The organism is Spirosoma sp. 48-14, assembly GCF_001898575.1.
Classification (GTDB): domain Bacteria; phylum Bacteroidota; class Bacteroidia; order Cytophagales; family Spirosomataceae; genus Spirosoma.
The window spans coordinates 35,403-48,600 of sequence record NZ_MKUD01000060.1; the positions used below are offsets into that span (position 1 = coordinate 35,403).

Consider the following 13,198-nt stretch of genomic DNA (forward strand, 5'->3'; position numbering starts at 1 on the left):
CCACCAGCCGGTGCTACGGAATATTTATTCTTGACCTTGAGCGTCTTGGCGTCAATTTCGAAAATCTCATTTGTGTCTTCGTTGTTATTGAAGATGCTCCCTTTCTCGTTGGCTACCGCAAACTCCGGCGCACCACCCATCGTTACGGTGCCAATTACTTTGTCGGTTACAGCGTCAATGGCAACGGCATCACCACTGCCATTGTTGAACACAAAAATCCGCTTCGTTCCCTTATCGTACATGACCGCATCGGCTTTCTTTCCGGTAACAGGTATTATTTGCAGGACTTTAAAGGTGTTATAATCGAAAACCGTGATGGCATTATCCGTTCCGTTGGTGATGTAGCCTTTGTTTAACTCTTTCGCCAGACCAATTCCATGAACGCCTTTCAGACCCGTAATCTCGCCAATCTGTTTGTTTGTCGTTAAGTCAATAACGTGTACCCGATCGAAGTGCGAGACGAACAACCGTTCGCGTTCGCCATCCATTTTCAGGTAATCCCATTTGCCATCGCCGGTAGGTAAACTGATTTTCTCAATAAAGGAATACATAGGCGTAGTTTGCCCGATAACTTGTACCTGGCTGGCTCCGACAAGGCAGGCAGCGATCGTGATTTTCTGGATAAAAGAGACCATAGGTTAGTATAAGAAAGGGAAACTTGTTTCGATCCTTTTCGTCTGCAAACTTATAGACTATTTCCAAGATATGGTGAGTCAATATTTTAAATTAATTATTTGATAATAAGCACTTTACAATTAATTAATATTGATTATTTATAGAACAAAAGCCATACCCGATCGACTGCTTTTTGGGGCAGGTCTAGCGAGTATGGCTAGGATATGGTGGGTTTGGCTAGTTGCTGAAGTCCACGTTGGGGCGTTCCATTTTCCGTTGGTTGTGTTTTACTGCATCGCTGCCAAGTGGCATCATGCGTACAAATGTGATGGTCAATTTTGAAGCAAATCTGAAGTTGATGCAGATTTGATCGGCTTCTGTCAATAAGTCAACTTACCCCTCTATTTATGCTGAACTAGTGGCCCCATTAGCCATACAGCTCATTCCACAAAACCAGGATCGGAGTCAACTTCAAAGTCTCTTCAGAATGCCATCGTTAGTTTGTGTTCAGTACCCTGCGCTGGCGTGAGCACTTTCCCAATGACGACAAACCAACTCCAACACCATATTCACCATCGCTTTGGTCGATTGGCCAAACACTTCCCCAGGTTTGTTGGCTGGCTGGCCGAACGGCTGTCGACGGACCATTTTCGAGGATTGCCCCTAACGGTTCTTGCTGGGTTAATGGTCGTCAACGTGATGGTACTCTCCGAAATTACCGAAAATCTGGTCAACTCCGAGCCGATGGTTCAGGTCGATCACGGATTCACTCAATGGCTCTTTCGGGAGCGGAGTACACCGGTTAGCCAACTACTCTATGCGCTAACCTGGTTGGGCTCGGCTTACGTAACAATAGGCCTAACCCTGATTGGATCGTTTGTTTTATACCGTCAAAAAAAAGGACGCAACATGGTAATCCTGTGGATTTTGATGGCAGGTGTCGGCTTGTTTGTGCAGGTTGGCAAACGAACATTTATTCGGGCACGACCGACAGAAGTGGCCTATTATACTGAATCAGGCTATTCCTTTCCCAGTGGCCATTCGGCTACGGCCATGACCCTTTATGGACTATTGGGCTATTGGCTTGTCCGTGGGCGTCGCCGGATCCAGAACCAGTGGCTGGTGGGCATCTGTGCTATTGGATTGATTTTAGTGGTTGGGTTTAGCCGAATTTATTTAGGTGTTCATTTTTTGAGCGATGTGCTGGGCGGCTACCTAGTTGGTGCCTGCTGGCTAATTGTCGGTATTGTACTCACCGAATGGCAGCGGACAACCCATTCGACCCCTGTTGGCTAGCACTCAAGCCTTGGTTTTATTAACCAGTACCCATATGTTTTTATCCGGTTTGCTTTTATTTGGCTGTGCTCTATTAGCGTTTTCACTCAGCGCGGTTTGCGGTGGCGGAGCCGGTCTTTTGTTGTTGCCTATATTAGGCTCCCTCTTGCCGGGTGCCCAGGTTCCGGCTGCGCTATCCATCGGCACCGTTTCCAGTTCGATTTCCCGCATCATTGCCTTCTGGTCGCGTATTCGCTGGGATATCGTGGTTTGGTTTGTGCCACCTGCCCTACCCGCCGTATGGATTGGCGCGAAGCTGCTTACCTATATCAATCCGCTCTACCTGGAACTGTTGATGGGCTTATTTTTGATGGCCAACCTTCCCTTAATTTTTCGTTCCACAAAAGAATTAGAGGAAGTTCATCGGTTACCAAAAGTTTATTTGGCCTTCATCGGACTCGCAGCGGGTATTGTTTCAGGGCTTACGGGAGCCGTTGGATTGCTATTTAACCGGTTCTATCTCCGCTACAGGATGACTAAAGAAGAAATCGTAGCCACCCGGGCGGCTAATGAGATTATGCTGCACGGGGTCAAGCTGGTCTTATACGCATCGTTTGGATTACTAACGGGAAAAGCACTCTCGTTGGGGGCTGTGATTGCCGTAGCGGCCATACTTTCTTCCTGGGGCATGAAATGGTTACTGCCCCGTTTGAGTGAAGGACTTTTCCGACGGGTTGGTTATGCGGCCATGGTGGTTTCGGGCCTGAGTTTATTTACCGAAGCCGCTGGTCAGGTGGTAACGAAAGCCCCTATTGATATTGACTATTCGCCCCTTGCCAATGGCATGAGCACGCAACTACAGTGGCGGAATAAACTGTTTTCGCTGGAGTTTGAATACGATGAAGGTTTCGAGTTCGAGCACACGATTCCGCTCAGTGAACTCCCTACAGACAAACAAATTGAAGCGAAGAAACTCAGCCAGGGAGCCAATCACGTCGTGTTGGAGGAAGTCTTCGGTATTGATAAACATACGTACGAGATCTATGTCTATCGAAAAGGCAAGCTGGAAAAGTTTGACATGTAGTGCCCCTATCCCTACGCTCCTCCCAAAAGAGCACTTACTAAACTGGTTCCTGAAGTGATGAACTTCAGGAACCAGTTTAGTATACGGTAAAGTTGAGCTTATAACGTGAATTTCAGTGCCAGATTTACAATCCGCCCTTCCAATGGTGCCCAGATAGGCCGGAAGGTCGGCTGTACGGTCGGATTAGTACCCAGCACAACCGTTTCGTAATTAGCCTGTTTCACATTAAAGATGTTCTCACCATTGAGTACCAGTCGCCAGTGGTCGTTGTAATGATATTCAGCGGCAGCAGCAAAGAAGGTATAATTAGGTACTTTCTGGTTGTTGTAAAGATACTGTGTACCTACATAGCTGGCTTCGACACCAAACCGGAAATGATCATTTTCCCAGGCTATCGTAGTGGAGAACTTGTCCTGGGGAGCCAGTGGCAGGTAGGTATTATCAGTGGGGCCGTTGCGACGGGCGAGCGTATGGTTATAGCCAAAATACAACTCGTATGCTTTATATTCGAGCCGAACGTAGGTGTCGGTTCCAACGCTGAAGATATTGTAAGGCGCATTGATCAACTGAGTGTAAGCCCCCAGATTACTCGATAAGCTGGAAAACGCCGACACCACGGGTGAGTTGACAACGGTGTAATAAAGCGCCTGATCAACCTGCACCGAAAACCCACTTTCAAAGGTTTTGGAATACGCAATATCGATGTTGGTACCCACAGACCGCTCTGCCTTCACAGTCGCGACATCAATAGGTAACAAACGTGGGAAAATCAAACTAACATTTAAGGCGCCGGGTGTTTGGTTGACAAACAGGTTCGGGGTTTTGTAGCCCGTTCCCACACTCAGGCGAATCGTCCATGGATCGGATGGTTTGAGTTTAACTGATAGGCGAGGGAGTAGAAAACTCCCGAACGTATTGTGATGGTCGAACCGAAGTCCGGCCTGTATCGCGACCTTTTCACCCACTTGCCAGTCGTCCTGCACAAATCCACCAACGGTGTTGTAGGTATAATCGACCAGACGGGTACTGTCAGGATTTTTGCGGAAGGCTTCGAGGGTTAGGTTGGCACCCACAATCAACTGGTGTTTACCAAAACGGGCTAAATCATTGGCTTCCAGATAAACCGACGATTGGCGACCATCGGACAGTTTCTGATAATCCGTGTTCTGCCGGTGGAAGGTACTAACAGCCCCTTTGACTGTCAGGACATTGGTTTCTGATGTATTGTGACTGGCATTGAAATCAACCGTATGGCGCTGTAAGTCGGTTACGTTTTTGTAGGCGTTAGGTTCTGTACCCTCAAGAGCAGGCAGATATCCACCGGTACGATTTTCAGTGGTAAACGCATAGCCAATATCCAGCTTAGTATGATCCGTCGGGTTCCAGAAAAATTTGGGGTGGAAATTAAACTGCTTGATGCCGGGACTATCGGTAAACCCATCACCAGTTACATCGACCGCCTTTTGATAGGTATAGCCCGTAAAAAGCGTCAAACCGGTTTTGCCATAACGCTGCGAATAGTAGGCATTCAGATTGGTTTCTTTCAGATTAGAGTGGTTCAGAAGGGTTGTAAATTCAGGCGTTTCGGAGTGCGGTGTCTTCGAGACGATATTAATCATACCACCAATGGCTCCTCCGCCGTAGAGCGTTGATACGGAGCCTTTCACCACTTCGATCTGCTTTAAATCCAGCGGTGGAATCTGTAAAACACCCAGATTTCCCGAAAAGCCTTCATACAGTGGTAAGCCATCGCGCAAAATCTGGGTGTATTTCGGATCGAGTCCCTGCATCCGAATGGCCTGGTTACCGTTCACGGCTGACGTCCGTTGCACATGAATGATGGAAATATCACCCAGGATACTACTAACATTGCCCGGTACAACCGCACTTTCTTCATCCATATCTTCCTGGCCCAGCACCTCCACTTTAATGGGTAGATCCTCGATGCGTGAGTTGGTACGGGTGGAGGTCACGGTCACTTCGTCCAGCGATTCATCCTGACTATGGAGGCTAAAAACGAGCGTATCACTACCCATTGTAAGTGGAAACGATTCGGTTTCATACCCAACGGCACTGACTGTTAGCGCCGTTACGCTAGCTGGCGTAGCGGGTATGGTGGCCATCCCGTTCACATCTGTTACAGCACCTACAACCGGCTTTATCGAGGATGGTGTCCGAATGGTTGCCCCGATAATGGGTTGGTGCGTGGCACTATCTTCAATCCGAATCAGGCGGTTGGATTGGCCAAAGGCCGTTGTTACGACGAGCAAGAGCAAGCCAAAAAGAATAAGTTGTTTCATCAGCGGCAAAATTTACCCGCAAGTTTCGTTGTCAATTATGAAGCAAATTTGAAGTTGTCCTTTTTTGCATTTACGAATCCGATCTGGAATGAATGTTCTTGGTTTGTCTGTTCATACTGATAGGTCAGTGGCATTCCGTATCGATCGTAAATTTGCTTAATAAAGGCCGGTCCTATACCTATCAGACCCTGGGATGGTCTGAATTGGACAACGGTCAACGCAATTTCCGTCCAATAAAAGGCTGTTATCTGTCATTTAATGGACAAGCTAAGATGTTGTCAGTAAACATCTTAGCTTGTATTTTAGCAATCAAAAAATTAGACCACGAAAACCTCCATTATTTTTAGAACATGACCGTCGGTGTATCGTCCGGAAAAATGTTGACCGTTGTCTGATCCTGAAAATAAGTTGTCAGTTTTTGAGTCAAAAAATATTGGTTAATCTTAATCCTGATATAGCGTTGTCAAAGTAGATAAAACGGATTGACTTACCCAAACTGGCCTTAGTCTCGGACAACTTTTGACCGTTTATATACTTTCGGTTTCCAGTACTTTTTCAGTGGTTGCTCGCTCTGATGAGCCATCACTGGGGTCAAGTAACCACAGCTCATGTGGGGCCGCAGATGGTTATAATTGTAGATACTTTTATGAACCGCTTTCTCAGCCTCCTCAAAAGTAACGAACACGCGGTTCAGGCGGAAATCCGTCTTTAGGATTCCATTGACCCGTTCAGCGATGGCGTTTTCATAAGGGTCTCCTTGCTGAGTCATACTAATCAAAATGTTCGCCCCTTTTAACTTGCGAACGTAGTCAAAACTACAATATTGGCTGCCTCGATCAGAATGATGAATCAGTTCCTCTTCCCTTTCCAAATGGGTTGATAAGGCCATATCCAGGGCCTTTAGACTGCCTTCTGCCGTCAAGAATGGATGAAGACAATAGCCCACAATCAGCTTTGAATACGCATCGGTTATCAACGACAAATAGCCAAATCCTAAACCAATATATAGGTAGGTAATATCACTGACCCAAACCTGCCTGGGAGCATTTATAGCCCTACCAATGAGCAAGTTAGGGTATCTTTGTAGACGATGATTGGAATCCGTTGTTTGTGGTGTCTGTCGACCCTGACGGATAACCATAGAATGATCGTATAAGATCTTGTGCAACTTATCACGACCTAATTTGATACCACTTTTGGCTAAGGGTTCTGCCAGCAGAAGATGTAATTTCCGGGTTCCTAAACCAGGTACATCTCGCCGGAGAGCAGTTACTAGGTCCAGTACCAACATCGCCTGGCTCACCGATCGCTGGGAGCGTTGTTTTCTAGCGTGAAAAGCTTGTCGGCTCACACCAAACAGTCGGCAAAGGCTTCCGACACTCACCTTTGCTATCTCGTTCTCACGAAGGTTTAAGACCGTTTGGTGCCAGACTTTTTTCTTATTGGTACATTTAGTTCTTTTTCAGCGGTCTCAATCATCGTGTTAAGTGCCAAGATTAACAGATTGGCCTGCTGCAGAGTCTGTTCCAGCTCCTCGTTGCGCTGTTTGAGAGCTGCCATGTCGCGTTTTTGTGCTTGCTTCATGGCGGGTAAAGTTAACAGGCCCGTCTTCATCTTCTGACGATATAGTTGCACCCAGCTACGAATTGTATAGCCGCTGTGAATGCCTAAATCTTCCATCACTTGGCTAACTTCTTCACCGCCGAAGAGGATGCGAAACACGGCTGTCTCCCGGAGTTGTTCGCTGTATTGAAAGCGACTCAGCAGGTCGCGAATGTGGTCTTGCATAGTTGTCAATTTTTGGTGAAAATTGACAACCTATATCAGGACAAGACATTGCTCCTTCACCAAAGGATTGAAAGAGGATACCTTTGCCGTTTCCTCCTAGATTCATTACTTGCGGTATAAGGGGCTACTCCAATACGTCTAAACATAAAAATAAAAAGTGGACTATCTAGCGAATCTATAATCTGGCTTCTGGTAATTCATTAATCTTTTCTCTATACGAGCACCACCGCTACCAGTCATAAGCTAACTCGGTTCCCTCTAATGAACCTTTTAGCAAGTACCGTGTTTATTTATCAATCACCGTTATTAGTATATTTCAAATATACTAATAAATATTCTTGTTAACATTTGGTTTGGATCTTTAAAAATGCGCTCATCAATAAAACAGGCACGTCTGCTACAAATGATGGCGGAAATTGATAATCACGCTATTATTTTATTGGATAAACAAGGAACCGTTGAAACCTGGAATAAAGGAGCCGAAAAAATAAAAGGGTACCGGGCGAACGAAATAATTGGGAAAAACTTTAGGGTCTTTTATTCCGATGCGGATGCAAAATCCGGCTTACCAGAGCAACTATTGGCCCAGGCCTCTTCTATGAGAAAGGCCTGTCATGAAGGGTGGCGCTTGCGGAAAGATAAAACTAGATTTTGGGGTGATATCACCATCACCGCTTTGTATGGTCCCAATGGTCAAGTGGTTGGCTTTGCTAAAATTACGGAAGGTTATGTATTTCACTATTAAACAGTGGGATACATAACAAAAGAAGCTAAAAATATTTAAATGAAAAAGTAAAAATATAAGTAATTAAGCAATCACGCAGAATTAATCTTAATTATATTTCGCTTAGCTAGTTCCGAGAAGTCAAGCTTATATTCTTGCCCAAAATTGCGGATAATGACAAAGATAGCTTTCTTCAAGCATGCCCACGATTTGTAATCCACTTTCTTCAGCCAACGATACTTGAGCGACTTCCAAACCAATTCGATCGGATTCAGATGGGGACTATATGCCGGTAGAAAGAATAAATACGTATCCTGTTGCTCCCAATTGGCTTGCTGCTCATAGACAGCCTGACAGCGATGAATCGGCCCATTGTCCAACACAATCACCACGGGTTTAGCATGATCCTTAGTGACAAAATCGGCAAAACAATTCACCACAAACTGACCCGTCAAGGCCTTTTCGCTATGATAAATCGTCAACTGATTATCGAGCCTCAGCAACCCTAGCAGATTAAGGCGTTTGGTCGAAATGCGAGCGGGTAAACCAAGCCGATGGCCTTTCTGTTGCCAGCCATAGGGCACATAAGGCTGCATAGTTAGTCCTGTTTCATCAGCAAAATAGAGTTCAATTAGCCCGCATACCCACAAAGTGAGTAAAATCTTCCAGCGTTCTACCCCGTCAGCATAAGCTATGGGATCTTGAAAGGGTTTAGTGGTTCGCCGAAGTCGGTGCCAAGCGTAATCGTTTTTTTTAGAAACCGCTTGACCGTATCCCGGCTCATGGATTGGCCCAGGGCTTTTTCCAAATCCGTCTTGATGCGCCCAGCATCTTGATAATGGGTGGCTACAGCCTGTTTCAAGGCTTGTTGATGAGCAGTATTGGTTATGCTTAAGATGGTTCTACGCCCCTGGCCTTTCTGGCGCATCAAGCCCACTACCCCTTGGTTTTGCCAGTTTGTGAGCCAACTGCTCACGCTGACTTGGCAGACTTCTAACTCAGTCGCAATGGCTTTGACAGACCAACCTTTGTGGCTCCAAAGCAGCGCCTGGCAACAGCGTCGAAACTCATGTTTAGAATGGTACTTGATTCCCTCTCGCAGCGTGATTTGCTCTGACTCGGTTAGTTCGATACAGCGTTTACGACCCATACCGAAAGATAATGATTAAACTTAAATTTGCGTGATTGCTTATTTAAGTGAAAAACTAATGGAACTAGCCCAGGTCTATCTTTCCTTTATGATATTTTGTACTTTAAGAGTATATTGTCCACTCTAACTGGCTAAATCGATGAGTTAGCTGCTGAACGTTTAGCTGGGATAATTTAGTCGATCTGGATCTTACTAAGGCGGTTTGATCAACTACTGGGTCGCCGATGGGCAACCGGTGCGCTTATTGAATTGCCTTGGTGGGGTTTACCGCCGGGCGGTACCATCTCTTCCCTTTCCAACGTACAATCCGGTCTGCTTTCAGTGTTCATTTTGGACGATCTATCTTGTTATTTTCACATAACATAAGATAAGTGACTGTTGCAAAAGTAAATCAGTATACAATAAAAGTGATCAGGTATTGGTAGAGCGATTACCATTCCGCCTTGTTCAACGGGAGTAAAGCGCAGATACTTCTTCAGATTATACGCCATAGCTGCCACATACATCACTTTAGCTGCGGTTTCTCGACTTCTCGTATTGATTTGACGAAGCCCATAGTAATTGATCAGGCTTCCTAACACGGGCTCGACCGTCGCTGAACGGATACGCATCATGCGCTTGCCGAACCGACTCGATAACCGCTTCATCATGCGTTCATAACAGGCTTTGTAGTAGGTGTGATGCAGTCGCTTTTCCTTGGCTTTCTTACCCTTGCACTGCTCACTTAGGGGGCAGCCCTTACAATCGGATGCTCTGGCTAGATAACGCTTCTTGGGGTTGCCTTGCTTATCAACCACCAGTCGATCAAAGGCCAATCGTTTACCCTGACTACAGATATAACTGTCACTAGTTATATCGTACGTAAAATCTGACCGATCGTCTTTGTACTTACCATGAGGGGGAATAAAGCCATTGAGACCTCTATTTTCTAGATATTCATAGTTTTCTCCCGAGCTATAGCCTGCATCAGCCACTATGTTACTCATGACTATGCCAAAACGCTTCAAGCGGTCCTGAGTCGTATCGACAATGGGTAGTAGGTTACGGCTATCGCGACGGTCGGCAGAGCCTGCCTGAATATGGGTAATCACATGTTTAGCGGCATCAACGCTTACACTCGTCATATAGGCTAACTGGCGAGGCTTCCCCGTCTTGAAGGCAATGCGGGCATCGGTATCAGTGGGGCTGTAATGGGTGAGATTGCTCAGAAGCTGTCCCGATTTGTTAGGGGTAGCTTTCTGAATATTACCATGAAAGCGGTGAATGTGCTGTAAGCGATCCGCAGTAGTGGTTAGCCGAGGAGTGCTTGGTTTACCTAACGTAGTACGGTTTTCATCAGAAGACCAGATGACAGGCTTTGGCTTCAGCCGACTCATCGATGCATTCGCTTTAATATACGCTGAATCAACCACTTGAGTATGGCCACTGACGAGTCCTTTGTTGACGCACAAACCCACGACATGGGTGAAGCACGTTTCGAAGACCGAAACCGGAATGCGTTGGCGAGTCCGTGACAAGGTGCTGTGCCAGGGTAGAGACTGTTCTAATTTATAGCCTAAAAACGAGCGGATGCCTAGATGCAGATTAGCCAGTTCCAGTAGCTTACGGTCTGATGTAATATTCTCAAAATGACCAACCAGCAATAATTTAACAAACACCACGGGATCAATAGATGGCCGTCCTGTCGTGCTATAAAAAGGCTCAAAAAGCGGCCTTACGAAGCTAAAGTAGTTGCTGGTAGAAGTGGTGAGCAGGCACCAGTTTCACCAGCGAAGTTTGGATAGTATGAGAGCCTAGCATAGCTCTATAACTTGTCAGATAATCAATGAGTTACATAATAACCGCTACTTGTTAAAAAGATTATTTACATCACGGAAGTACTACTCACTAATACTGGGTTAATACGACTTACAAGCGTCAAGTATAAGTCCGAATGAGTTAAGGGCAGTCGAGGTATATTTTCCTCGATCTATTTGGCGTGCCCAAGTATCGTAGTCTATATCTTTGGAAATAAATGCCCAATATTCAATGCACGTAGCAAGTATATAGAAGCTGTCATGATGTAGCCACTCAATCCATTCCTTATCCTCATGATTTTTACTTAGAGCTTCAAATAATGATTGATCGCCTTGATTGAATCCTGTTCAGAATGTACAAAAAGGGTCATTAACAAGTATAGAGCCCCGTTGAAAAGGAAAACCGTATCACTATCAGCTTCAAATTCGAAGTGATTTACACGCATATAGTCAGCATTCATGCTATTCCTAATTTAATAGTCGATACAAAAATAGGCAGTGTACTTTTGCAACAGCCACAATGGTTATTTATCAAGGCTTTGTAAAACACAATTTAGTATTAGATTTGAGTCATATATTTTAATGCTTGTTTTATAATATTCGTCATTAATATTTACAATAAAGGGATGGGCTTAATATATTTTCGCATTTCATTTACATCTATTTTATTAATAGCATTTGGTCCATACTTTTCCATCTTTTCTTTGTAAGCATTTTCGCCGGCTATTCTTGCTTGTAAAAACTCTAAGTAATATGCCTTGTTTATCGTAGACATTTTGCTATCCTTTGGAAGGTACTTCGCCAGTATATCAGCATATTTCTTAACTGACGATTTTGGATCTTCTAAAAAAACTTTATCTGACATTATAGTAGTTTCTAGATAACGAATTTGATCCGAATTATCATTTGCATAGTAGCCGAGAAAGCAGTGTCCAGGTACAGTAACCAATACAGTCCTAAGACCTATTCTTTTAAGTATAGATGCAAATAGTACCGTTCCATCTACACAATTCGCCTGACTGGTTTTGAGCGAGTTATCAAATGTTCTTACAGTTTGTGTAAACAGTCCTTTATTCTCGTTATAACCAGTATTATCTGTTATACTGCTGTATTGAAACCCTTTCTCATGTAGTACTCGCCAAAGTGCTGCTACCTGTAAATCGGTAAAAGGATCTCCCCCTTGATACCCCCAAACAGCATCAATCATCTTAGTGTTGAGCATTTGTTTTAGAATTTTATCAATATCAGGATGATCTTCATTTACATAGCTTGCAAACATATAGTGAAATTTAGTAGAGTTATATGCGATAATACAGTCATTTACACTTCTTAAATTTATTGTAGCTAGTTTTTCGATTTTTTTGCCAGTATTTGGATCTGTTAATCTGAAATAGATATTTAACGGAGCACTATTTTCATGTTTTATAAGTGCTTTGTAATTCCAAGCTATTTTTGGCATAAACATTCTGTTTTTTAGCTCATCACAATTTATGTAGCCACTATCTATCGAAAAGAATTCTTTATCACTAGATTCAATTTCCCACTTCAATATCACTTTCGGAATTTGGGTACTAATATTAAAACCTAAAGAGCTACCCATATCTTCGTTCTTTATTCCTTTATAACTCGCCCAACCAATTACAAATGAAGGAAATATTTGATTATCGAATTTAGTTACAGGTGACCAAGTTAGATTTACAAAATCACCATTTTCAATAGATAATTTAAGTTTTTTATTTATACCGACCTCTTCTCTGCTCCTATAATCAGGTATTTGCCTATACCTTATGTTAGCAGATGTGTCTTTTGTCCACGTCTTCTTAATTAATTTAGCCGTATTCTTTATTTCTGTTGACGTACTTTTTACTTCACGTGCAGTATTTCGAACTTCTCTCGCGCTTTTTTGTATATCTTTAGCGCCTTTTTCTATCTGCTTCCATATTTGGGCATAGGATGTATTTACGAAGGCGATAATAAAAATTATCTGTAAAGATTTTCGTAACAAGAATACTAGTGAATTTGATTTCATACGTTTAAAAAATGTGTGGAAGTTGGTGTCGTAGCTCGACGAATCTTAATAATTTTTCTGAAAGTGATGGGCTAGATATACTCAAAAGACAATTTTATATCAGAATTAACTATGTATCAACCCCTTACCTTAAAATTTTCCCAATATGTTGTATAGTCAAACGATATAATAACCCAGAAGCCGTTTTTAGGGGTACTTTACTTGCAGTTGACAGGGGCAATCTACGGCTATTCCCTTAACATAATGCGAACCTTTCTTCTCCCTTTCCAAATTACAATTCGGCCTATTTTTACGACTCGTATGAGTAGGTTGATCTTAGAATAATCACATAACATAAGAATGATTATACAACACCCCGTATGCTACTGGAAAATCTAGTCAAAAACCAGTATGAATACGTATCTTAATGATTTATTAGGCTATAAGAAAAAGAAAAC

General features: G+C 43.7%; 10 protein-coding genes and 1 pseudogene. 3 read left to right on the forward strand and 8 right to left on the reverse strand.

Features of this window, described 5'->3' with window-relative positions:
• A partial coding sequence (locus BGO59_RS27040; protein ID WP_293688924.1) for a YncE family protein occupies positions 1 to 635 on the reverse strand: 635 nt, incomplete at its 3' end.
• 520 nt (positions 636 to 1,155) lie between these two features.
• Here BGO59_RS27040 and BGO59_RS27045 point away from each other — a divergent pair.
• The gene (locus BGO59_RS27045) at positions 1,156 to 1,911 is read left to right on the forward strand and encodes a phosphatase PAP2 family protein (RefSeq protein ID WP_293688910.1); all 756 of its coding nucleotides are present in this window, start codon (positions 1,156 to 1,158) and stop codon (positions 1,909 to 1,911) included.
• 34 nt (positions 1,912 to 1,945) lie between these two features.
• Positions 1,946 to 2,974, forward strand: a complete 1,029-nt coding sequence (locus tag BGO59_RS27050) for a sulfite exporter TauE/SafE family protein (RefSeq protein WP_293688912.1) — start codon at positions 1,946 to 1,948, stop codon at positions 2,972 to 2,974.
• Positions 2,975 to 3,072: 98 nt separating this feature from the next.
• Here BGO59_RS27050 and BGO59_RS27055 read toward each other — a convergent pair whose 3' ends face one another.
• The 3 genes and pseudogenes from BGO59_RS27055 to BGO59_RS27065 form a co-directional block, all read right to left on the reverse strand.
• Positions 3,073 to 5,274 (reverse strand): TonB-dependent receptor, encoded by a 2,202-nt coding sequence (locus BGO59_RS27055; RefSeq protein ID WP_293688914.1) that lies wholly within the window; start codon positions 5,272 to 5,274, stop codon positions 3,073 to 3,075.
• A 502-nt stretch (positions 5,275 to 5,776) separates the two neighbouring features.
• Positions 5,777 to 6,673 (reverse strand): annotated as a pseudogene (locus BGO59_RS27060) (IS3 family transposase); the annotation flags it as partial.
• Positions 6,674 to 6,684: 11 nt separating this feature from the next.
• The gene (locus tag BGO59_RS27065) at positions 6,685 to 7,062 is read right to left on the reverse strand and encodes a transposase (RefSeq protein WP_293688916.1); all 378 of its coding nucleotides are present in this window, start codon (positions 7,060 to 7,062) and stop codon (positions 6,685 to 6,687) included.
• 367 nt (positions 7,063 to 7,429) lie between these two features.
• Between BGO59_RS27065 and BGO59_RS27070 the strand changes: the two genes are divergently transcribed.
• The gene (locus BGO59_RS27070) at positions 7,430 to 7,807 is read left to right on the forward strand and encodes a PAS domain-containing protein (RefSeq protein WP_293688918.1); all 378 of its coding nucleotides are present in this window, start codon (positions 7,430 to 7,432) and stop codon (positions 7,805 to 7,807) included.
• Positions 7,808 to 7,878: 71 nt separating this feature from the next.
• Here BGO59_RS27070 and BGO59_RS27075 read toward each other — a convergent pair whose 3' ends face one another.
• The 4 genes from BGO59_RS27075 to BGO59_RS27090 form a co-directional block, all read right to left on the reverse strand.
• A complete protein-coding gene (locus BGO59_RS27075) occupies positions 7,879 to 8,574 on the reverse strand; it encodes an IS630 family transposase (protein ID WP_293688926.1) in 696 nt (231 codons plus the stop codon).
• Positions 8,478 to 8,936 carry a helix-turn-helix domain-containing protein gene (locus BGO59_RS27080; RefSeq protein ID WP_293688920.1) on the reverse strand — a complete coding sequence of 153 codons (459 nt, stop codon included), beginning with the start codon at positions 8,934 to 8,936 and terminating at the stop codon, positions 8,478 to 8,480. Before BGO59_RS27080 ends, BGO59_RS27075 begins: the two co-directional genes overlap by 97 nt.
• 353 nt (positions 8,937 to 9,289) lie before the next feature.
• Positions 9,290 to 10,690, reverse strand: a complete 1,401-nt coding sequence (locus BGO59_RS27085) for an IS1182 family transposase (protein WP_366936968.1) — start codon at positions 10,688 to 10,690, stop codon at positions 9,290 to 9,292.
• A 655-nt stretch (positions 10,691 to 11,345) separates the two neighbouring features.
• Complete coding sequence (locus tag BGO59_RS27090) at positions 11,346 to 12,761, reverse strand: hypothetical protein (protein WP_293688922.1); 1,416 nt, start codon at positions 12,759 to 12,761, stop codon at positions 11,346 to 11,348.
• Positions 12,762 to 13,198: the final 437 nt, after the last annotated feature.

Excerpts from the sequence above, each read along its gene's own strand:
- BGO59_RS27045 (WP_293688910.1), top strand. The coding sequence starts at position 1,156 with ATGACGACAAACCAACTCCAACACCATATTCACCATCGCTTTGGTCGA.
- BGO59_RS27050 (WP_293688912.1), top strand. The coding sequence starts at position 1,946 with ATGTTTTTATCCGGTTTGCTTTTATTTGGCTGTGCTCTATTAGCGTTT.
- BGO59_RS27055 (WP_293688914.1), bottom strand. The coding sequence starts at position 5,274 with ATGAAACAACTTATTCTTTTTGGCTTGCTCTTGCTCGTCGTAACAACG.
- BGO59_RS27065 (WP_293688916.1), bottom strand. The coding sequence starts at position 7,062 with ATGCAAGACCACATTCGCGACCTGCTGAGTCGCTTTCAATACAGCGAA.
- BGO59_RS27070 (WP_293688918.1), top strand. The coding sequence starts at position 7,430 with ATGCGCTCATCAATAAAACAGGCACGTCTGCTACAAATGATGGCGGAA.
- BGO59_RS27080 (WP_293688920.1), bottom strand. The coding sequence starts at position 8,936 with ATGGGTCGTAAACGCTGTATCGAACTAACCGAGTCAGAGCAAATCACG.
- BGO59_RS27090 (WP_293688922.1), bottom strand. The coding sequence starts at position 12,761 with ATGAAATCAAATTCACTAGTATTCTTGTTACGAAAATCTTTACAGATA.